16 protein-coding genes are annotated in these 21,636 nt (G+C 51.3%); 8 read left to right on the plus strand and 8 right to left on the minus strand.

Translation table 11 applies throughout. From position 1 onward, the window contains the following. Nucleotides 1–2 precede the first annotated feature (2 nt). From PFAS1_RS19995 to PFAS1_RS20025, 7 genes are read left to right on the plus strand one after another with little or no spacing between them, the layout of a single operon-like run. Nucleotides 3–797, plus strand: coding sequence for an ABC transporter permease (locus PFAS1_RS19995; RefSeq protein ID WP_076030257.1), 795 nt, complete (start codon nt 3–5; stop codon nt 795–797). Then, complete coding sequence (locus PFAS1_RS20000; protein WP_076030258.1) at nt 794–2,008, plus strand: ABC transporter ATP-binding protein; 1,215 nt, start codon at nt 794–796, stop codon at nt 2,006–2,008. Before PFAS1_RS19995 ends, PFAS1_RS20000 begins: the two co-directional genes overlap by 4 nt. Further along, nucleotides 2,008–3,333: a methyltransferase domain-containing protein gene (locus PFAS1_RS20005; protein ID WP_076030259.1), complete on the plus strand. Its 1,326-nt coding sequence runs from the start codon at nt 2,008–2,010 to the stop codon at nt 3,331–3,333. The genes PFAS1_RS20000 and PFAS1_RS20005 overlap by 1 nt, the downstream gene beginning before the upstream one ends. Continuing rightward, nucleotides 3,333–5,867, plus strand: a complete 2,535-nt coding sequence (locus tag PFAS1_RS20010; protein ID WP_076030260.1) for a glycosyltransferase family 4 protein — start codon at nt 3,333–3,335, stop codon at nt 5,865–5,867. Before PFAS1_RS20005 ends, PFAS1_RS20010 begins: the two co-directional genes overlap by 1 nt. Nucleotides 5,868–5,910: 43 nt before the next feature. Next, a complete protein-coding gene (locus PFAS1_RS20015; RefSeq protein WP_076030261.1) occupies nt 5,911–7,551 on the plus strand; it encodes a DUF6311 domain-containing protein in 1,641 nt (546 codons plus the stop codon). Beyond that, nucleotides 7,548–8,492 (plus strand): glycosyltransferase family 2 protein, encoded by a 945-nt coding sequence (locus PFAS1_RS20020; protein ID WP_076030262.1) that lies wholly within the window; start codon nt 7,548–7,550, stop codon nt 8,490–8,492. Before PFAS1_RS20015 ends, PFAS1_RS20020 begins: the two co-directional genes overlap by 4 nt. Nucleotides 8,493–8,497: 5 nt before the next feature. Next, nucleotides 8,498–8,884, plus strand: coding sequence for a GtrA family protein (locus PFAS1_RS20025; protein WP_076030263.1), 387 nt, complete (start codon nt 8,498–8,500; stop codon nt 8,882–8,884). A 46-nt stretch (nt 8,885–8,930) separates the two neighbouring features. Here PFAS1_RS20025 and PFAS1_RS20030 read toward each other — a convergent pair whose 3' ends face one another. The 5 genes from PFAS1_RS20030 to rfbB all read right to left on the minus strand — a co-directional run bounded on the left by PFAS1_RS20030 (nt 8,931) and on the right by rfbB (nt 13,828). Beyond that, entirely contained in the window at nt 8,931–10,025 is a 1,095-nt protein-coding gene (locus tag PFAS1_RS20030) for an FkbM family methyltransferase (RefSeq protein WP_076030264.1), read from the minus strand. Nucleotides 10,026–10,388: 363 nt separating this feature from the next. Further along, the gene (gene rfbC, locus PFAS1_RS20035) at nt 10,389–10,937 is read right to left on the minus strand and encodes a dTDP-4-dehydrorhamnose 3,5-epimerase (RefSeq protein ID WP_076030265.1); all 549 of its coding nucleotides are present in this window, start codon (nt 10,935–10,937) and stop codon (nt 10,389–10,391) included. Next, nucleotides 10,937–11,818 carry a glucose-1-phosphate thymidylyltransferase RfbA gene (rfbA, locus tag PFAS1_RS20040; protein ID WP_076030266.1) on the minus strand — a complete coding sequence of 294 codons (882 nt, stop codon included), beginning with the start codon at nt 11,816–11,818 and terminating at the stop codon, nt 10,937–10,939. The genes rfbC and rfbA overlap by 1 nt, the downstream gene beginning before the upstream one ends. 7 nt (nt 11,819–11,825) lie before the next feature. Then, complete coding sequence (gene rfbD / locus PFAS1_RS20045; RefSeq protein ID WP_076030267.1) at nt 11,826–12,731, minus strand: dTDP-4-dehydrorhamnose reductase; 906 nt, start codon at nt 12,729–12,731, stop codon at nt 11,826–11,828. Further along, on the minus strand, nt 12,728–13,828 hold the full coding sequence (gene rfbB, locus PFAS1_RS20050) for a dTDP-glucose 4,6-dehydratase (RefSeq protein ID WP_076030268.1): 1,101 nt from the start codon (nt 13,826–13,828) through the stop codon (nt 12,728–12,730). The genes rfbD and rfbB overlap by 4 nt, the downstream gene beginning before the upstream one ends. Nucleotides 13,829–14,327: 499 nt before the next feature. On the opposite strand from rfbB, the gene PFAS1_RS20055 reads away from it, so the two are divergent. Then, nucleotides 14,328–15,059: an acyltransferase gene (locus tag PFAS1_RS20055; RefSeq protein ID WP_076030269.1), complete on the plus strand. Its 732-nt coding sequence runs from the start codon at nt 14,328–14,330 to the stop codon at nt 15,057–15,059. A gap of 70 nt (nt 15,060–15,129) precedes the next feature. Here the strand turns inward: PFAS1_RS20055 and PFAS1_RS20060 are convergent, their stop codons facing one another. Genes PFAS1_RS20060 through PFAS1_RS20070 form a run of 3 tightly spaced genes read right to left on the minus strand, consistent with a single transcriptional unit; the run spans nt 15,130 to nt 21,517 of the window. Next, nucleotides 15,130–16,296 carry a nucleotide sugar dehydrogenase gene (locus PFAS1_RS20060; protein ID WP_076030270.1) on the minus strand — a complete coding sequence of 389 codons (1,167 nt, stop codon included), beginning with the start codon at nt 16,294–16,296 and terminating at the stop codon, nt 15,130–15,132. A 56-nt stretch (nt 16,297–16,352) separates the two neighbouring features. Then, a complete protein-coding gene (locus tag PFAS1_RS20065; RefSeq protein ID WP_083671751.1) occupies nt 16,353–17,699 on the minus strand; it encodes an alginate O-acetyltransferase AlgX-related protein in 1,347 nt (448 codons plus the stop codon). Beyond that, nucleotides 17,690–21,517, minus strand: a complete 3,828-nt coding sequence (locus PFAS1_RS20070; protein ID WP_076030272.1) for a glycosyltransferase — start codon at nt 21,515–21,517, stop codon at nt 17,690–17,692. The genes PFAS1_RS20065 and PFAS1_RS20070 overlap by 10 nt, the downstream gene beginning before the upstream one ends. Between the last annotated feature and the right edge of the window lie 119 nt (nt 21,518–21,636).

Genomic DNA, 21,636 nt, shown 5'->3' on the forward strand with positions numbered 1-21,636 from the left:
GAATGTTGGAGCTGTTCAAAAGCCTTTGGGATTACCGGGGATTCGTTTTTTCATCCATCCATAATGAATTTTCTGCCCGTTTTGCTCGTAGCCGTTTAGGCGGTCTGTGGATGATCATCAATCCTCTGGCCCAAGTCGCCATTTATGCTCTGGTGCTCTCCAACGTGCTGGCAGCAAAGCTGCCCGGGATCGACAACAAGTACGCGTACGCGCTCTATTTGATGGCCGGTATATTGGCCTGGAGCCTTTTCTCGGAAATTATCGGCCGTTGCCTGACCCTGTTCATCGACCAAGGCAACCTGATGAAAAAAATGCGCTTTCCGCGCATCACCTTGCCGGTAATTGTCGTGGGATCGTGCCTGCTCAATTATGTGCTGCTGTTTTTCGCGCTGTTGGTGGTCTTTGCGTTGCTGGGTCAATGGCCGCATTTGCAGATGCTATGGCTCATTCCGTTGACGGTTGCCGTCACCGCTCTGGCTGTCGGCATAGGCTTGATTCTTGGCGTCCTCAACGTTTTTGTTCGGGATGTTGGCCAGGTTGTACCCATTCTGCTGCAGGTCTGGTTCTGGTTTACCCCTGTGGTGTACCCCGCCAATATCATTCCCGAGCGTTTCAGAAGCTACATGGACATGAACCCCGTATATCCGATCGTCACGGCCTACCATGACATTCTGGTATATGCCAAATCTCCGGATATCCAGCAAATTGCCGTGACTACGGTTATTGCCATGGGCTTGCTGTTGCTGGGCCTGTTTATGTTCCGCCGCGCGGCGCCGGAAATGGTGGACGTGCTATGAGCCTGCTGATTGCAAATAACCTGGGCAAGGCTTACCGAGTCTATGCCTCTGAATTCCAGCGCATCGGTCGTTGGTTCGGTTTGCCAACCAAGCCTAGCGAAGAGCACTGGGTACTCAAGCACATCAGTTTCTCTATAAATCCAGGGGAAGCCATCGGGATTGTCGGCCAGAACGGTGCTGGAAAATCCACGCTGCTGAAGATGATCACCGGGACCCTTCAGCCCACGGAAGGGAGTGTTCAGGTTAATGGTCGAATCGCTGCCATTCTTGAATTGGGCATGGGTTTTACCCCGGATTTGACTGGCCGTCAGAACGTCTTCCACGCCGCCGGCTTGATGGGATTCAGCGCTGAAAAAATCAGTGAAGTCATCGATGATATTGAGGCTTTTGCTGAAATCGGCGAGTATTTCGACGAGCCTGTGCGTACCTATTCCAGTGGCATGCAGATGCGTGTTGCTTTTGCCGTGGCCACGGCAATTCGTCCTGAGATTCTCATCGTGGACGAAGCGCTCTCAGTGGGTGACAGCTACTTTCAGCACAAAAGCTTCGACCGTATTCGTGAGTTCCAGCAGCAAGGCACCACACTGCTGATCGTCTCCCATGACCGTGGCGCGATCCAAGCGCTGTGCAATCGCGCAATCCTGCTGGAAAAAGGCACAGTCATAAAGGACGGAAAACCTGAAGAAGTCATGGACTTCTACAACGCCTTGATTGCCGAGAAAGAGAACGCAACGGTACAAGTCCGCGAGCTGCAGGACGGCTCCATCCAGACCCGATCTGGTAGCGGAGAGGCGAGTATCGAGTCCGTTACTTTGCACAACGCAGTCGGCGACCCGATTGAGTATGTATCGGTCGGGGAAAACGTCTCCTTGCGCATCAGTACGAAGGTCAACAGCGCCATTCCAGAATTGGTTGTTGGTTATCTGATCAAGGACAGACTGGGGCAACCAGTGTTTGGCACCAATACGCATCACTTGGGCTGCAAAACTGATGGCCTGGAAGCGGGTCAGGTATTGAATTATTCATTCAGCTTTGCTGCGAATCTGGGTGTGGGATCGTATTCCGTGGCCGTCGCACTACATGCAGCCGACAGTCATTTATCACGTAATTATGAATGGGTGGATTTAACCCTGGTGTTCAACGTAGTCAATATTTCTCAAAGCGAGTTTGTCGGTCTGGCCTGGATACCTCCGACCGTGGAGTGCAACTGATGGCAGATGGTTTTTACAGAGCTTTCGAAGACCGGTATCGCGGTTCCAGGGAACTGATCACCCAACGGCTTGAAGCATATCTACCATTTCTTGCGCCATTGAAAGAACTGTATCAGGACTACCCCATGCTAGACCTGGGGTGTGGACGAGGCGAGTGGCTCGAGCTGCTTGGCCGCGAAGGCTATGCGCCTTCAGGGGTGGATCTCGACGACGGTATGCTTGAAGCGTGTCGCATGCTGGAACTGCCAGCGCACAAGGATGACGCGCTCAGCGCTCTGCAGAAGCTGCCGGATAACAGTCTTGTAGCCGTAACCGGCTTCCATATCGCTGAGCATGTTCCATTCCCTGTCCTGCAACAGCTGGTCGCTGAAGCATTGAGAGTGCTGCGCCCTGCCGGGTTGTTGATCCTTGAAACCCCCAACGCTGAAAGCGTCGTGGTTGGTACCAACAGTTTCTACTTGGACCCGACCCACGAGCGCCCGTTGCCGAACCTGCTGCTGTCGTTTCTAACTGAGTACAGCGGCTTTGCCAAATTCAAGATCGTGCGTCTTCAGGAAGTACCTGCGCTGCGGGACGAAAGCAGCAAGGTTGGTTTGTGGGAAGTGTTGTCAGGTACCAGCCCTGACTATTCCGTCGTGGCTCAAAAGCAAGCACCGCCCGAACTGCTCGCCGGGTTCGACCCTGTGTTTAACGCAGCTTATGGTGTATCGCTTGATCAGTTGGCCGTTCGCTACGACCGTGTTTTAGAAAGCCGACTTTCAGAAATAGAGGATGAAATGGCGAAAGGCCGTGCGGATTACCTAAAAGCATTGGAGAGCATTCAGAGTCTGCAAGCCGAACAACTATTGGTTATGCAGCGCTACAACAACAGAATGGATGTATTGCAAGCCGAGCTCAATATATCGCTTGGCAATGCACACAACTGGCATCAGCGCGCCACTGCGTACGAGCAGCAACTGGAAGCAATGCGCAGCAGCACATCGTGGCGCATCACCGCGCCACTTCGCCTCATCGTCCGAGCCATCTACTGGCCGTTTCGTTCCACCAGATCACCGCTGAGCCAGGTGTTTCGCCGTGGAGTTCCGCATGCACGGCTCTGGCTGGCTCGCAGGCCTCTGATCCAGCGTCCGCTCATGGCGATCTTGAACCGCTGCCCATGGCTGCTGGCCAAGCTGCGTAGTCTGCAACAGAGCACTCTTAACCCTGATGCGGCGGCGACTGCCAGCGATCCTCAGCACGGCGTGATTGATCACGCACCACTGACCCAACGAGGCCGCACTATCGAGAGTGCGCTCAGGGAAGCCATGATGAAGGGCCAGAAATAATGCGTATAGTAATTGACATGCAGGGCGCGCAAACCGAAAGCCGCTTTCGGGGGATTGGCCGCTACAGCCTGTCGCTGGCCCAGGGCATTGTTCGCAACTGCGCTGAGCATGAAGTCTACCTGGTGCTTAACGGCATGCTCAGCGACAGCATCGACAGCATTCGCAGCGCGTTCATCGATCTGCTGCCACAGAGCCATATTCGTGTCTGGTACGCAGAGGGGCCCGTTGCCGACCGCAATCCGGCCAACCTGTGCAGAAAGCAAGTAGCCGAACGCATTCGCCAGGCCTGCATCGATGAGCTCAAACCCGATGTGGTCCATGTCACCAGCGCGGTCGAGGGCTACATGGACGATGCGGTCATCGGCAGTCCACTGCTGGACACTCACGCACTGGTCAGCGCCACACTCTATGACTTGATTCCGCTGATCAGCCCCAAGCAGTACCTGGACAGCAATCCCGGCTACAAGAAGCACTACCTGGAAAAGGTCGAGGCTTTCAAGAACTATGGTCTGCTGCTATCCATATCCGAATTCGCCAGGCAAGAAGCCCTGTCGTTGTTGCCGCTGGACGATACCAGGCTGGTCAACGTCTCGACCGCGGCGGATGATGTCTTCCGCCCGGTGTCCTTGAGCCCGGATGAGCGTGATGCCCTGACGAACAAATTCGGCCTGCGCGAGACCTTCGTGCTGTATTCCGGCGGGGCAGACGACCGCAAGAACCTGCCACAACTGATCACGGCGTTTGCCGCCATCAAGCCGCAGCTGGGTGAGCTGCAGTTGGTCTTTGCCGGCAAGATGCCGCAATGGCACATCGACAAGTATCGCGAGCTCGCCTTGAGCAAGGGCCTGAGTCAGACAGACCTGGTATTCACTGGTTTCATCACCGACGCGGAACTGGTGGCGCTATACAACACCTGCCGGGTTTATGTATTCCCGTCGTGGCATGAAGGATTTGGCTTGCCACCGCTCGAGGCCATGAAGTGCGGGGCACCGGTGATTGGTGCCAATACGTCCAGCGTGCCCGAGGTGATCGGCTGGGAAGACGCGACCTTCGACCCGTTTGATATCCACGCGATGTCCGGAAAACTTCGCCAGGCACTGACGGACGATAATTTCCGCGCTGCACTGGCAACACATGGTCTGCAGCGCGCAAAACAGTTCTCTTGGGACCGTACCGGCAAGGCCTCTGTGGCGGCGTTCGAGCAAGCCTTGGCCAAATTCGAGCGACCAGCGAAGCGCACGGATACCCCTCACTCATCAGGAGACGGTACACAAACGCTGATCAACGCATTGGCTGGCACCGGACACCTGCACACAGGCGCTGTAGACATCCAGCGGCTGGCGAAGGCTATCGACTATTCGCTGCAAGGCCCGGCCGGCAAGCCGACCCTGTTTGTCGACATCTCAGAGTTGTGCAAGCACGACGGCAAAAGTGGGATTCAGCGGGTAGTGCGCAGCATTTTAGTGGAGTGGTTGAACCATCCGCCCGAAGGCTATGAAGTCAAGCCGGTGTACACCATAGTGGGCGAGCCCTTTTACCGCTATGCGGCGCAGTTCACCACAATGTTCCTGGGTAAGGAAGCTAGCGAAGCGGACCAGGACGAGGCCATCACCTACCGCGCTGGAGACGTTTACTTGTGTCTGGATCTGCTCATGGACGTGCTGCCACACAAGCAAACCTACCTCGATACAATGCGCGCCCACGGGGTCAGCATTTTCTTCGTGGTCTATGATCTTCTAATCCTGCAACTGCCTCATTGTTTTATTGAAAGCCTGCAAGCGCACTACGTGAAATGGATTCATGCCGTAGCCCAGTATGACGGCGCGATGTGTATCTCCCATGCAGTTGCTGACGAGTTACGCGAGTGGCTGGACAAAAATGTGCCGCCACGCAAGCGCCCATTCCGTATCGGGGCATTTCACCTTGGCGCCGATATTGATCAGTCAATGCCATCCACGGGTTTGCCGGAAAACCCGGCGTTGCGGATAGAGTCGCTGGAGGCGTTCCCGAACTTTCTGATGGTCGGCACATTGGAACCCCGCAAAGGGCATGCGCAGACCCTTGATGCTTTCGAGCGACTTTGGGCGGCTGGCGTTCAGGCAAACCTGATCATCGTAGGCAAGCACGGCTGGCTGGTGGATGAGCTTGCAGCCAGGCTTTTAAGTCATCCAGAACTGGGGAGACGGCTGCTCTGGCTCGAAGGGGTAAGCGATGAATACCTGGAGCATCTCTATAACCACTGCGACTGCCTGATAGCTGCCTCATATGGCGAAGGCTTCGGCCTGCCATTGATCGAAGCGGCACAGTACAAGCTGCCGATTATCGCGAGGGATCTGCCCGTATTCCGAGAAGTGGCGGGCGAGTTCGCCTGGTACTTCAACGGCGCCACTGCGCAGGACATTGCTGAGAGCCTGACCGAATGGCTGAAGCTGTATGAATACAAGCTGCATCCGCAATCCGGGGAAATGCCTTGGCTTACCTGGAAAGGCAGTGCACAGCAGCTCATTGGCGAGATTGATAAATGCGCGTTCTAACGCGCCAGCCATTATCTAATATGAATTTCAGGGTGTTTTGATTATGGGTTTCAAGCTTGACTCGACGGGGAGGGCCGGCTTTGCGGTGGCTTTGGCAATTGGATTGCTATTTGTCTGGCGATATTTCCCCGCCGGGTTCGTCGCAGGTACATCTTCTTATTGGTTGACTGAAGTTGACGACGTCACTCAATACTTTGCTGGTTTCAATGCGTTTTTCAGCTCACCGTTCAGCTACCCCCTACTGGCCTTCGATAGCATCAATTATCCCCAAGGCACTCGTGCAACGTTTGTCGACGCAATCCCCATGTATGCGTTGTTGCTCAAGCTCTTTGTGCCGTCCAGTTTTGCCCCATTCAACCCCTTCGGAGTCTGGGTAGCCCTGGCATTTGTCGGCCAAGCGGTATGCGGCTGGTGGATACTCCGGGAACTGCAGATAAAGTCATGGCTTGCCTTGCTGGCGCTGATCGTGTGCTTGTTGACGTTTCCAGCACTCACTACGCGGTTAGGCCATATATCACTGATGTCGCACTGGATCATATTGTGCTCCCTAGCACTGTACATCCGGTGTAGAAGGACCAGTCAACCGCAGCGTTGGGCTTGGTCACTGCTGCTGGTGGCTGCGTTTTACATCAACATCTATTTATGTGTAATGGCAAGCGCCGTTTATATGGTCAGCTGTCTGTACAACCGTGCGAAGTTTCAGCCCGCCGAACTAGGCCGGGCGCTTATACCATTCCTGATAATCGGCGCGAGTTTATTCCTGACCATATTCCCGATGGAGCAAGTGGCAGTCGCGGCAGAGACAGGGTTCGGCACGTACTCGATGAACCTGCTATCACCTTTTCATGGCGGCAATTACCTGATATTTCCTAACCCGGAAATGACGGGCCAGTATGAAGGCTTCAACTACCTGGGCCTTGGCGTACTCCTGGCATTTGCATTGAGTCTCGTACTGAACCGCAAGGCCGCAGTGGGCAGTTTTTCAAAGCATGGGGCACTGGCCGCGCTGATGTTACTGTTTACGGCCTATGCGTTATCTAACATCGTTTATTACGGTATCCACCAAATAGTTTCCATCAACTATCCGTCGTTCATGGACCGAATCACTTCGCAGTTCCGTGCTTCTGGCCGTTTCTTCTGGCCTGTCGGATACTGCGTCACCATTTTTGCCATCGCGACCCTGTACAAGAGACTCAGCACAGTTGTGTTTGCAGGGTGCATGGTTGCATTGGTGCTGTTGCAAGTGTCTGACCTGTCGAACCTGCGCCATCGACTTGTCGACACTGCCAAGCGTCCAGCTGCTGCAGTATTGACGCAGTCTGCATGGGATCAGCAAGCTACCAGCGACATTCAGTATCTGTATTTCTATCCGAAATTCCGCTGCGGACGTTCTGACCTGATTCTTAATACGTTGATGCCCACCATGCGCTATGCCGCTGTGCACAACCTCAAGATTAACACTGGCTATGTCGCGCGCGCGAACTCCAACTGTAGCGCCGAGAGCACCAAGGCTGAAATCGCTGCATCGGTGCTGGACCATTCCTTATATGTGTTTGTGAAGGGCGATCTTCCGCAAGTGGAGCAGGTGAAAGCCCTGTTTCCGGCCGATCAGCAACCTACATGTAAAGACGTCGACTTTGCCCATATCTGCCGTATCAATCAATCGGGGCGTGAAGCACAATGACCCTCTTAATAAAGCGCAAGATTTCCCTTGTTTCACCTTTCTATAACGAAGAAAAGGGTGTACAGGCGTTCTTCAATAGACTCAATGAAGTGTTCGCGCCCTTGGCCGACCGATACGACCTTGAAGTCATCGCCATTAACGACGGCAGCCGTGATCAGACCTACGTGGAGTTGGTCAAGGCCAAGGCAGATAACGATTACTTAGTCATTGTCGACCTGTCGCGCAACTTCGGCAAGGAGGCGGCCATTTCTGCGGGGCTTGATTTCGCAACTGGCGATGCGGTGATTCCAATTGACTCCGATCTTCAGCATCCACCCGAAGTGGTTATCGAGCTCATTGAAAAATGGGAAGAGGGTGCTGAGGTGGTGCTAGCCAAGCGAGTTGACCGTGAAACAGACCGACCTATTCAAAAGCTGACTGCCAACTACTTCTACAAGCTGCATAACCGTATTTCAGATATCGATATCCCTGCTGACGTCGGTGATTTTCGCCTGATGGATCGCAAGGTAGTCGAAGCACTGAAAACCTTGCCGGAGACTCGCCGTTTCATGAAGGGACTGTTTGCCTGGGTGGGTTTCCGCACCACCACGGTGGAATATAAAGTAGCGCCCCGTGAACATGGCACTACTAGCTTCAATACCTGGAAACTGTGGAACTTCGCGCTCGAAGGCATCACCAGTTTCAGCTCTGCACCTCTTAGAGTATGGACCTACCTCGGTGGTGCGATATCGACGCTGTCGTTCGTCTACGCCGCCTATCTGTTGATCAAGACCCTGTTCTTTGGCATCGACACTCCCGGCTACGCCTCGATCATGATCACCGTGTTGTTCGCCAGCGGTGTGCAACTGATCGGGATCGGCGTGCTGGGTGAATACGTGGGCAGGATCTTTGCTGAGTCCAAGAAGCGGCCGGTGTATATCGTCCGTGACGTGATCAGGTAGTCAGCATGATCATTCCCGCGAAATACCATGAATTCATACGCTTCGGTCTGGTAGGCGTAGCGAACACGATGGTACATGCTGGCATCGTCATTGCGCTGATGGAGGCCTTGGCACCTCCTGCCTTTCTGGCGAACGGCGTTGCGTTTGTGTTTGCCAACCTGATGTCTTACTCGCTCAACAGCCGGTTCACTTTCAAGACTCCCGTGAGCTTCTTGGGCTACAGGCGTTTCCTGCTGGTTTCCCTGGTGTCCTTGACCCTCACGTTATTGATCACCTTGGTAGTTGAATACCTGGGGTGGCATTACGGTGTTGGCTTGATCATGGTGATACTGGTGGTGCCGGTACTAAACTATATGGTCATGAAGGTCTGGGCATTTGCCCCCGTGCATTGACGGGGGCGGTTTGCTCGCGGGATTCGCAGAACCCAAGGGCGCGTGCCTACCTCGCTATTCGGGTTTTCAGCCAGCGTAGCGGCGCGGTAATACGCCAGCTGGTAGACCGATAGACTGCCTCAAGGGTTTGCTCATGATGGGACTGCATGCTTAGCAGTTCTGCCGTAGGTTGAGCCTGCGTGGCCGGGCTGCCGAAACGGGTATTAATCCATACCTGCGTCCCATCCAGATAGGTCAATGCCGTCAACTCAGCATCGCTGCCCGGTGTGAACTTACACGGCTTTTCATAAAGCAACTTCCAGCCGTTGTTATGCAGCAGGTCGATAATGCCGCCCTCCAACGCCCGGCTATGAGTGGCCACCAGCAGCACCCGCACCTTACGCTGCAATGCATCCAGGGACGCACGGATGGATTTCAACTCAAAACCCTGTATATCCATGTGCATGAAGTCCACGGCAGGCACGTCCTCCAGCACGGCTTCAATAGTGTAGGTGTCAATCTCCTCAGCCTTTACTGTGATGCCGCGATAATCCTCGCTGCCACAGCCCTCGATAGGCGACGCGCCCCAGTCCAGCACACTCTGCGAGCCGAATGAAACCTTGCCGATCTGGTCCGAAATCGCCCCATGTATGCAGCGCACCTGAACCCCGCTGCTGGTCTGTCCAGCACCAGGTTGCGTGTGGCTTTGTGGAAGGGGAAGCCCGTTATCGGCAAGGTTGGTATAAAAGAGTTGATGGCGTTGCAGGTCCGCTTCCACCGCGATGAGGTTGATGTTGGAAATCCCTCGGCGTAAGGCCGCTTTCGCTCCGAACACCAACCAAGGGCCATAACCAGCACCCAACTCAACCACCGTGAAGCTACCTTTTGCCTGTTCAAGGGCAACGATTGCGGCGAGATACTCGATAGCCTCGGCATGCAACGCGTCATCGGGAAAGGGGATGGCTCCTATTTGCTGCTCTGCGGGGTGGCTGTCGATACCAAAATAGGACAGCCTGGTTCTGACACCGGAAAAATCGGTATAGAACCCTGAGCAGGGCTGTACCTCGGGAGCGGAGTACTTATCGAACAGCTGCAGATCACTTAACTGAACGCCCAGATAAACCTGGTTCTCTGAGATTGCGTTGCGTAGGTTTTTTTCCATGTGAGGTCCGCCTGCAATGATAGTCCTATTCATCCACTCGCATCGAGGCGAGAAAGCTGGAGTGGGGAATTGTCTGTGCAGTTACGGTGAAAATCAATGAATCAATGACCGTACCGCAGATGGCCCAATCACGTTCAGTGGCTGTGTATAACCACCGATTGTTAAAGCGGTGACTATAGGCTCGCTACCTGAGAAAGGGCGTTGGCCTCGAAGTACCCAAGCCTTAGGTCGACTTTAGTTCCGTAGCCACTTGATTTCCCACGAGTGAAGCGACATTTCAGGGCGAGATAATACGAAATTGGATGACTTGCAACGCAAGTGCGAGGTAGCAGCCTACTTCAGCCACCCCGCCTTGCAAACTGATCAATCGAAGAGATCAGCCTCACTCAACGCCAAACCTTTCTTATCTTTGTCAGACAGCAAAGGCGTGCAATCCATAGGCCATTCAATGCCGATGGCGGGATCGTTCCAGGCAATGCAACGTTCGCTTTTTGTGGAGTAGAAGTCAGTCGTTTTGTACTGGAACTCGGCAGTTTCGCTCAGGGTGATGAAGCCATGAGCGAAGCCTGCAGGAATCCAGAGCTGGTTACGGTTTTCCGCTGACAGCACGGCCCCTACCCATTTGCCGAAGGTCGGCGATGAGCGGCGAATGTCGACCGCTACATCAAAGACTTCGCCCTGGGTAACCCGGACCAATTTGCCCTGTGTGTGGGGCGACAACTGGTAGTGCAGACCGCGTAGAACGCCTTTCACGGAGCGTGAATGGTTGTCCTGGCAAAAGTCCGGCTGCAAGCCGGTCACTTCCGAAAACACCCGAGCGTTGAAGCTTTCATAAAAGAAGCCACGGTCATCGCCGAAGAGCTTTGCTGTAAACAGCACGACTTCTGGAATTTCCAACTTCAGGGCTTGCATCAAAACACCTTTTCTTTGAGCACGTTTTTCAGGTACTGGCCATAACCGTTCTTGGACAACGGTTGCGCAAGGCGTTCGAGCTGGGCGGCGTCGATCCAGCCAGCGCGGTAGCAAATCTCTTCAGGACAGGCGACTTTCAAACCCTGACGCCTTTCCAGAGTCGCGATGTACTGCCCAGCTTCCAGAAGGCTGTCGTGAGTACCGGTATCCAGCCACGCATAGCCGCGGCCCATGATCTCGACATTCAATTGCTGTTGTTTCAGATACAGCATGTTCAGGTCGGTGATTTCCAGCTCCCCGCGCGGGGAGGGCTTGAGTTCCCGGGCCAGATCGACGACTTGACGGTCATAGAAATACAGACCTGTGACCGCGTAGTTGGATTTTGGAACCTTCGGCTTTTCTTCCAGCGACAATACTCGACCAGCATCGTCAAACTCGGCAACGCCATAACGCTCCGGGTCTTGTACGTGGTAAGCAAATACCGTCGCGCCAGACTCGCGATTATTTGCGTTGCTCAGCAGAGACTGGAAGTCATGACCGTAAAAGATGTTGTCGCCCAACACCAATGCCGATTGATCATTACCGATAAAGTCCGCACCAATGGTGAACGCTTGGGCCAAACCATCCGGGCTCGCCTGCACGGCGTAAGACAGGTTCAGACCCCACTGGCTGCCGTCACCCAGCAACTGGGAAAAGCGCGGCGTATCTTGCGGCGTCGAGATAATCAGAATGTCGCGAATCCCTGCCAACAGCAGCGTGCTCAACGGGTAGTAAATCATCGGTTTGTCATAAACCGGCAATAACTGTTTAGAGACTGAAAGCGTTGCCGGGTGCAAACGGGTACCGGAACCGCCAGCCAGGATTATTCCTTTGCGTGCCATAAAAACCTCAGTGCTGAACTTCATCCAACATGCGTTGTACGCCTTGTTCCCAAGACGGCATTTTTAATTGAAAAGCGTGTTCGAGTTTGCCAAGTGCCAGTCGCGAGTTACGCGGGCGTGGAGCCGGCAGCGGATAAGCTTCAGTGGCGATTGCACCGAGCTGATCCGAAGATACTTTGAGCGTGACCCCGTTCTGTTCGGCATGTTGCAGTACATAGCGGGCAAAGCCGTGCCAGGACGTTTCACCCGCCGCGGCCAAGTGATAAGTTCCGGCCAGATCCGCCGAGTCTTTCGTGCGCAACACCTGGCATAGCATCAACGCCGTCACGTCGGCAATCAGCTCTGCGCCGGTCGGTGCGCCAAACTGGTCGGCGACCACGTTTAGCGAGTCGCGCTCGGTCGCCAAACGCAACATGGTCTTGGCGAAGTTATGACCGCGAGCGGCATAAACCCAACTGGTGCGCAATATCAAAGCCTTGGCCCCGTTCGCACGGATCGCGTCTTCGCCAGCTAGCTTGCTGCGGCCGTATGAAGACAACGGGCCGGTGGGCGCGTCGGTTTCCCAGCGCTGCTCACCGCTGCCGTCGAACACATAGTCCGTGGAGTAATGCACCAGCCAGGCACCCAGCGCCGAAGCCTCGCGGGCCAGTACACCTGGGGCTTCGCTGTTGATCAGTGCTGCCAGCGCCTCCTCGGACTCCGCCTTGTCTACAGCAGTATAGGCAGCTGCGTTGACGATGACGTCAGGGGCCAGCTTGCGAACAGTCGCGGCCAACCCGTCAAGATCGGCGAGATCGCCACACAAGCCTTCGCCGCCCGAGCGATCCAGCGCAATCACTTCGCCCAAAGGCGCTAGCGATCGCTGCAACTCCCAACCCACCTGACCGTTTTTACCCAACAGCAAGATCTTCACGCAGGAGTAACCTCGTACTGTTGTTGAACCCAGTCGCGATAGCTGCCGTCCATGACGCCAGTCACCCATTCTTGATTGGCCAGGTACCACTGCACGGTTTTACGAATACCGGTATCGAAGGTTTCCGCAGGCTTCCAACCCAGTTCGCGCTCAATCTTGCGAGCATCGATTGCATAACGACGGTCATGGCCTGGGCGATCAGTGACGTAACTGATCAGCTCAGCGTACTGCTGAACAGGTACCCCCGTCACCGTATTGATTACACCGCGCGAATCGGCCGGGGCCAGCTCATCGAGCAAGGCACAAACTGTATGGACGATGTCGATGTTAGCCTTTTCGTTCCAGCCACCAATGTTGTAAGTCTCGCCCAGGGTGCCGGCTTCCAGTACACGACGAATCCCTGAGCAGTGATCCTCGACATACAGCCAGTCGCGGATCTGCTGGCCATCGCCATAGACAGGCAACGCCTTGCCGGCGAGCGCGTTGACGATCATCAGCGGAATCAGCTTTTCCGGAAAGTGAAACGGGCCGTAGTTGTTCGAGCAATTGGTGGTCAGCACCGGCATGCCGTAGGTGTGATGGTAAGAACGCACCAGGTGATCACTGGCTGCCTTGCTCGCGGAGTACGGACTGTTCGGCGCGTAAGGCGTCGTCTCGGTAAAGGCCGGGTCATTGGCGCTCAGCGTTCCGTAGACCTCGTCAGTGGACACATGCAGGAAGCGAAACGCTGCCTTGTCAGTATCATCCAGGCCATTCCAATACGCGCGGGCCGCTTCCAGCAAACGGAACGTGCCCATTACGTTGGTCTCAACGAACGCTTCCGGCCCTGTAATGGAACGGTCCACATGGGACTCCGCAGCAAAATGCAAAACGGCGCGCGGCTTGTACTCGGCAAACAGTTGCCCTAGCAACGCCGCATCGCCAATGTCTCCCTGCACAAAAAGATGCTGCTCATTGCCCTCCAGCGCCTGCAGATTCGCCAGATTCCCGGCGTACGTCAGCGCATCAAGGTTCAAAACAGGCTCGTCATTGCGAGCACACCATTGCAGAACGAAATTGGAGCCGATGAAACCGGCTCCGCCTGTTACTAGGATCATTGGGGGGTCTCTGAGGGAATAGGGTTCTGCACATCGGGGCTGCGACCAATTATGTAATGTCCAGTAGGCATTTATATTGATCCTGAATGCCCCGGATTATCGCTTCATACTCAGCGATTCGAAAGGGCTGAGGTCAAAAACTTGCCCACATTATTGAGTACACAGTGGTTAGGGAAGTCCCGGACGCAACCGCCGCGATTAGCGCCTAACGAATCGCGGCGCTCACTGATTTTTTTGACATCGCCTTGGGTTCAACAACATAGTCAGTACGCTAGGCACCTTATGCAAGCGAGGATCTCCGAAGTCGCATATGGCAACGTTTTTCTTAGCCTTATAGAGTTGTCTCCATGTCAAACGCTAAGAAAGGTGCTTGTCAGAGGAGCTTTTAGGAATATTTATAATTCGACTTACACATGAACAAATTATTGAAATAGGTTGGCGAAACTGTAGACTATATGATACATGCATTTTCTGGCTGATGATCAATAGCAGGTGTGGAATGAAAGAGTTATTTACCTTCGGCCCGCGCAGGGTCCATAAAATCAAAGGTAATTATATATATAACTACAGTAATATAGATTCAGCTTCAACGAAGCTAAAGTTTAGAGGGGAGAATAATGTAGTAGTCGTTGCTGACGGGGCGGAAATTAAAAATTCGATTTTTGACTTTCGAGCTAGTAATGCGGTTATATATATAGGGACATCCTTTCTAAGGGCCTATATATTACTCGGGCACGGTGTATCAATTAGCATTGGAAAAGGAAGCACCTTCACAAATACTTGTAATATTACTGCGGCGGAAGGTCATGATATCTGTATAGGTGAAGATTGCATGATCGCTGAAGAAGTCTATATTACAAATACAGATGGTCACCCCGTGTTTGATAAGTCTGGTCATCGAATCAACTCAGGGAAAAGCATATATATCGGAGACCATGTGTGGATTGGCCGGGGGGCTGAGATACTTAAAGGGGTAAAAGTCCACTCGGGGAGCATTGTTGGAGCAAAGACTGTAGTGACGAAAGATATTCCGTCAAACAGCGTGAGTGTTGGAAACCCTAATCGGATACTTCGAAACGATGTGAGCTTCGGAAGATACACCGTAGTGACCCTGCCGGAGGAACGGTACCAGGAAATAGAGCCGCCCAAAATGTATGCAGAAAACTGCCTAGGTGATGCGGCTCTCTTGCAACAGCTTGAGCAGCTTAAGATGAAAATTCTAGCCAGCTGATTCAGGTGTTAAAAGATTAAGGCGCTAGGCAACAGTATATAGAGTAATGTTGCCTGGCTTTTTGCAATGACTAGTCTCGTCCAAACAAATCTCTGGTGTAAACCTTTTCTATGCAGTCGCTTAGTTCTTCAGACATTCTATTAGCAACTACTATGTCGGATTTGGCCTTGAATTCCTCCAGGCAAGTGATAACTTTTGAGTTGAAGAAGAGACCTTCAGTCAGTACGGGTTCATACACAATTACTTCAATTCCCTTTGCCTTCAACCGTTTCATAATCCCTTGAATAGAAGACGTTCTAAAGTTGTCCGAGTTGTGTTTCATTATTAATCTATAGATGCCGACTATCTTCGGAGCCTTAGAAATTATGGATTCTGCAATAAAGTCCTTTCGAACTGTGTTGGAGTCCACGATAGCCTTGATAAGGATACTAGGGACTTCAGCATAATTTGCCAGTAATTGTTTGGTGTCTTTTGGAAGGCAGTAGCCACCATATCCAAATGAAGGATTGTGGTAGTGATTTCCTATGCGTGGGTCCAAGCCAACGCCATCAATTATTTGTCGGGAGTCAAGGTTGTGAACTTCCGCATAAGTGTCCAGTTCGTTGAAGTAAGCCACACGCATCGCTAGGAAGGTATTCGAGAATAGTTTGATAGCTTCCGCTTCAGTTGACTCCGTGAAAAGTAACGAGATCTCAGATTTTGCAGCGCCATTAGAAAGTAGGCCAGCGAAACGCTCAGCACGTTCAGAGCGTTCGCCTACGATTATTCTGGACGGATGTAAGTTATCGTGGAGCGCACGACCTTCTCTAAGGAATTCAGGTGAAAATATTATATTATCAACCTGAAACTTTGTACGCATTTTCGCAGTAAAGCCTACCGGGACGGTCGATTTAATTATTATCGTCGCATCGGGGTTGATTGAAATAATATCAGCGATTACCGACTCAACCGAGTCAGTATTGAAATAGTTTGTTATTGGGTCGTAATCTGTAGGGGTTGCAATTACGATGTAACTAGCTCCGTTATATGCATGATGTTTGTCTAATGTCGCGCAAAGATTAAGATTTTTATTTCTAAGATAATCTTCAAGCTCCGAATCGACGATAGGGGATATGCCGTTGTTGATTTTTTCAACTTTGTCGTCGCTAATATCAAGTGCTACGACTTCATTATGTTGAGATAATAATACCGCAATGGAAAGTCCAACATAGCCAGTACCAGCAACAGCAATTTTCATGCGACGGTTTCCTACGCATCTAAGTTATTTAGTTAAAATACCGTGAAATGCGTCTACTAATTTTTAGACGCTGATTCAAGCATGGTCAGCATTAACTCATAATAGAAATGATTTTCACAACGGGATCTAAGTGAGTCTTCAAATTTTCTAGTTAGCAATAGTCTTTTTTCATCACTGAAAAGTTTGAGCTTGGATATCATCGATTCCTTCAGATTACCCTCGATCTTGGGAGGGCTTATTATAAATCGGGAGTTGGTTTGAAATAAAACATGCGTTGGTTTCTCGAACTCAAGTAAGTCTAAGTCGAGCGCAGCCGCAGAATGTACATAGATCAGTCGGCCGAAATAGGGTACCAACCACGGGATCAGATTTACAGAAAAAGAATCCCCAAAGCAGATACATGTCGAGCTCGGATATTTTGGCGCGGTGTATTGATAAATCCGGATTCTTCCATGATTATGAATTTCATTGTCAAACACTAGGTGGCGATTTATCGCGGAAAAATCTGCTGTAGCGACAGCAAACTTTTTAGGTGGGCTTAACTTGCCGCCCAAGTCGCCAGCTCGTCTAAGCATTGCATATGGTGGAAGTTGTTCACAAGGGTCAGTGTTTAACTCAAGACCTTTTAAGGCGAGTAATGCTGTAACATACGCGCCATAATCGCTCCAGTGAGTGTCGCCTTTCCAGTATGTTTGCTCTTTGTCCTGTGCTAGTTCGTCGCGCGGCCACAAGATCTGATTTTGATTCTTGAACAAAGCTAGGAACTGGTCAACAGTGTTTTTCTCGCCCCGTTGAACGGGATAGTGCTCAGGAACGCAGAATTCCTTGGCCGGGGCCAAAACGAAGCTGTACTTAAACGCTCTAGCCTTACTGAGGTCTCTAACTGAATTAAAGTACTGATCCCAAAGCCCTAACTCCTCATCCGTTAATAAGCGCTTACCTGAAAATTGCTCCATGCTTCGATTGGTATCGTTCCCCAAGAAAAGCCAACCGTCTGAGCCTTCCTCAACCTTGAGTGTCACGACAACATCAATTGACGCGCCCCAAACTATCACGTCGTCGAATTTGAAACCTATTCTAAATTTTCCTCTTTCGATATTTAGTTTGAAGTTAAACCCGCATCTGGGTGAGGTTGCGTCGGGCATCCCGAGGCTTTCAAAGCGGCGGGCCACATCCATGCGTTTTTCTGTTAACTTGAACTCAAATGTATTATCGCCATGCTGTAGTACGACAGATGCTACGGTGCAGCCGGGCTGCGGAACAACCCAGCCGCGGACCTTAACGCTTTTTTCTGCCGACGAGTCTAAGGATCCAGGCTTGGGATCATCCAAATACCAATGTTTCAAGAGTGCACTATTGATAACGCCAGGGGCCTGCGAAACCACTATGGTTGTCATTGGCATGGATCAGCCCCCGCTTTGAAAGTAGTGCTCGCAGGGCTGACTAGGCGTGACTTATCTGCATAGCTTCGTTCAAGTTGTGATGAAACCACTAAGTCGAAAGCCGCAAGCCAAGGACGCGTGATGATGTTGATTTCTGCACGACGCATGCATTCTGCAAGAGCCTCTTCACGGATTGTCATCTGAAGGGCCTCATCTGACAACAATTTTTCTATAGCGTGTATCCAGTTTTCTATAGAGTTTTCGGCCAATAATCCAGTCCTATTATTTTCAATGGACAAGGCATAGGGGCCAACGTTGCTGTATACCGCGGGTACCCCTGCAAACCCGTAATCAAGGGCTTTGATATCGGATTTAGCAGAGTTAAATAAGGTGTCCTCCAGTGGAGCTAATGCGATAGTGACCTGGCAGCAGACAGATCTAAACCATAGTACGAATTCGGGGTAGGTCCGAATTTCGACTGGAACTACCAGTTCCCGAGCGTATGGTAGCGCAACCCCTCCACCGATCTGAATTATCTCCGTGTCAGGATTTCTGCGGACAATCTCCTCTATTGCCGGAATAATAATGGCAAGATCTGTCGCATGGGACTTAGTGCCCATATACAAAATGCGCTGACGCTTTCCTCCCAAGCCGTTTTCTTCGTGGACGCGATTTAAGTACGCGAGGGCTATGGGCTCTTGCCATAGCGATCGGTTATGCGAATTTGGAATCACGAGGATATTGGAGTTAAATTGTTTTAGATTTTCGGAGAGAGTCTCGGTAGAAGTTGTTACCAATGCAGCGTTTCCTGCCAGTTTTTTAATGGCCTTCTTTTGAGCTGTGTCAATTGAATGGTCGCCGTGGCTGACGGGCAGGTTCCAAAGCATGTCGTCAATTTCGTAGATGTAGGGAATATGGGCTTCTTTGAGTTTAGTTATCACACCATCAGCATGTTTGGCCGGGATTGCGTCGCGCTGGATTATCAAGGCATCCAGCTTTTCCGCACCACCAGCGAGTATCCATGCTGTATCGACCTGTCGGATGTCGACTTTATTGAGACAGTTCTCCAGTTCCCGGAGAGGCTGAAGTACCCTTATGTATGCTGTCGCAGGATGGGTTTGCTTGCCTTTGATAAGCAGACCTATCCGAGCACCCATTGTCGCCGTTTCATGCAACAGATTCTGATAAATGAGCCTGTACTCGGCCGCCATCGTTGAGGTGTTATTCCATACGCCTTCGGTGGCTTGCCATTTTCTCAATGCTATTGCCCGCTGAGTAAAACCGGATCTGTTGGTTACCTCTTTTATAATTTCGTCGTAGATTTCACGGGCAGTGCTGTTAGGGGAGATTAGCCAGCCAGCATTTGACTCGCGAATACGGTCACCGACAGCTCCCACATCGATACCGAAAACAGGAATACCACATGCCCACATCTCTGTAAGTGTATGGCAGTAAGTTTCCGGCCAGATGGATAATACCATACCGACTGTAGGAGCTATTTGCTTGACTTTATCTTTAAACTCGGCTCTTTCATATTGGCCGTGGTGCACGCCAACTTTACTCAAGATACCAGCCACGTTCCCAAGGAAATTAAATTCGAGTAGCCCTTCCTCATCCAGCTCTGAAATCTCCTTGATAAGGTGGGCACCCTTTGAACGAGATATATTTCCTGGTACCAACACCTTAATTTTGCCTGGTTGAACCAAATCACTGGGCTGCTCGAAGCCTTCAAAGTCACGCCCATGAGGGATAACCACGAACTTCTCAGTAGTTTCAGGGAATGAATTTAAGAATATTTCTCTCGCTGAAGGAGCCGTGCTAATGATTACGTCACAATAGCTAAAGAACTTAGAGAACATTTCCCGCCAGCGATGAATGAATGCGTCTTTTAGCGGAGGGAGCTGATGTGGCTCCCATAGGCCAATTTGACAGGTGCCGGATCCCTTTGTACAACTTCCACCGCAGTATTTAAGACTTTCATCCAGCAAATTCAATGAGGGGCAGACAGCGTAAAAATCGTGGGACGAGTAAATGACTGGAAGGTTGATAGATTTTGCGGCCTCTGCAAGTCCCATTCCGTGCCATGCGATATGCCTGATATGCACCATATCAATGGAGTAGCGATATAAAATGTCTAGCGCAACACGATCATATTCCTCTGATACATGTGTTGTTGGCTCGATGGGCTTTGTAAGAGTATGCGTCTCTTGTACAAATAGTACGTTACCGATCAGCTGGGACAGCGTGATCACCTTCGAGTCACAGCGAAGCAGAAAGCACTCATATCGACCGACCATAGAGCGCATTAAGTCTAGGTTCGTTTGGGGGGTGCCCCCGGTCTGAGTCGAGATAACATATAGGATCCGCGGCCTAGCATTATCTCTATTTTTAGTGGCGATTCCGGTTCGGGCTTTATGTCGAACATATGTGAACTCCACATCGCGGAACCTTTTGGTTAGGTGCTTATAATCAGGGTAGTCCAATCCTAACTGAGCGGCTCCGGATGCCATAAGCTTGACCTTCTCTCCCTGGAAACTTTGAGATCGCTTATGATATACGTATGCTTTGTTGCAAACGAGATTCTTCCACCCTTGCCTAAGTGCTCGCATGCAAAAATCATTTTCCTCACCGTATCCGCGTGGAAATTTTTTCTCATCAAATAAGCCAAGAGTCTCCATTGCTGCCCTGCGAATAAACATGCAGAAGCCATTACCGGTAGGCACTTGTAGCGATCTGCCGTCAGCTGAATTTGTGATGATTCTGGCATATGAAGAAGTATCTAAATGCGGTGGGATAGGATTGAATACGCCGATCTCAGGTGCAGAAAACGCCCCCGCGTTATCCGACATTGCTGTAACCGTAGCAACCAAGGCTTGGGAATATGCAGCGTAGCGCAGATTATCTAGCCAGCGGTTTGTAACGACAGTATCGCTGTTGAGTAGAACTACATCGTCGGCCTGACAGGCTTTAATCGCTTTATTGATGGTGCAGGTATAACCGAGATTGCTAGCGTTTCTGATAATTACGAATTGATCATTGTGCTCATATTTTGAAAGCAGTGCTCCAATCCTGGAGTCCGTGCTACAGTCGTCGATGAGCAATATCTTTACATCTATTGACGTGTGATCAATCAGTGATGAAATGCACTCACTTACAGCATCATATGCGTTGTATATTGGTACGATGACCGTGGTGTAGCGTATTAGCCCGCTTCTAAGCTCATCCAAATAGCGAGTGCTATTAGTCGCGGCTGAAGCTGCCTCGCCGGGGAAACTTTTTGGACTCTTTGACAGTGATTTTTCGTTATTTTTGAATCTTACATCGAAGTCAGTGCCATTGTTGAACAAACCGCTCGGCCAATTTATTTGAAAACCTGCTTTCGCACCTTGAATATTTTTTGAAATTAAATCTTTGCGAGGTTCGGAACTCTGAATATCTAGAAAATGAATGCCGTCAACAAATATACTTAGTTCAACCGGTGTGTTCGGCTCTTTTTCATTGATTGCCCAGCCAGAAAGTCCTGTTTCATCAAGGCGATCGAAATATCCTCTCATGACACGCTTTTGTCTTTTTTCTGGCTCCGTTTGAGTCTTTTGTTTCGGACTACTAGAAGTGAAAACGGCAGGTGGCGAGGTAGCTGAATGGGACTCTATACTATTAATTTCTAGTGCTTCACCCAGATACTGTTGGGTCAGCGAAATATTAAATTCGATTGCGGATGTCAGTTCGGGTAACTCAATCAAAGCCTGCTTGTATTTTTCAAGGGCGATAGAATATTTTTTCTCTCTCAGGGCAGCATTACCTTCCCTAAGTGCTGTACCGCTTGATTTGTTTTCCATGGTTCACGCCCCTCATCTTGAAACTGGCAAAAATTTATGGCTCGTCAATACACACTCGGACGCCCTACGAGTAACGTGTAGCTAACTGCCTGGTTAGGCGAGGATTTAGTTGCACGTTC

The sequence above is a fragment of the Pseudomonas frederiksbergensis genome (assembly GCF_001952935.1).
Taxonomy (GTDB): domain Bacteria; phylum Pseudomonadota; class Gammaproteobacteria; order Pseudomonadales; family Pseudomonadaceae; genus Aquipseudomonas; species Aquipseudomonas frederiksbergensis.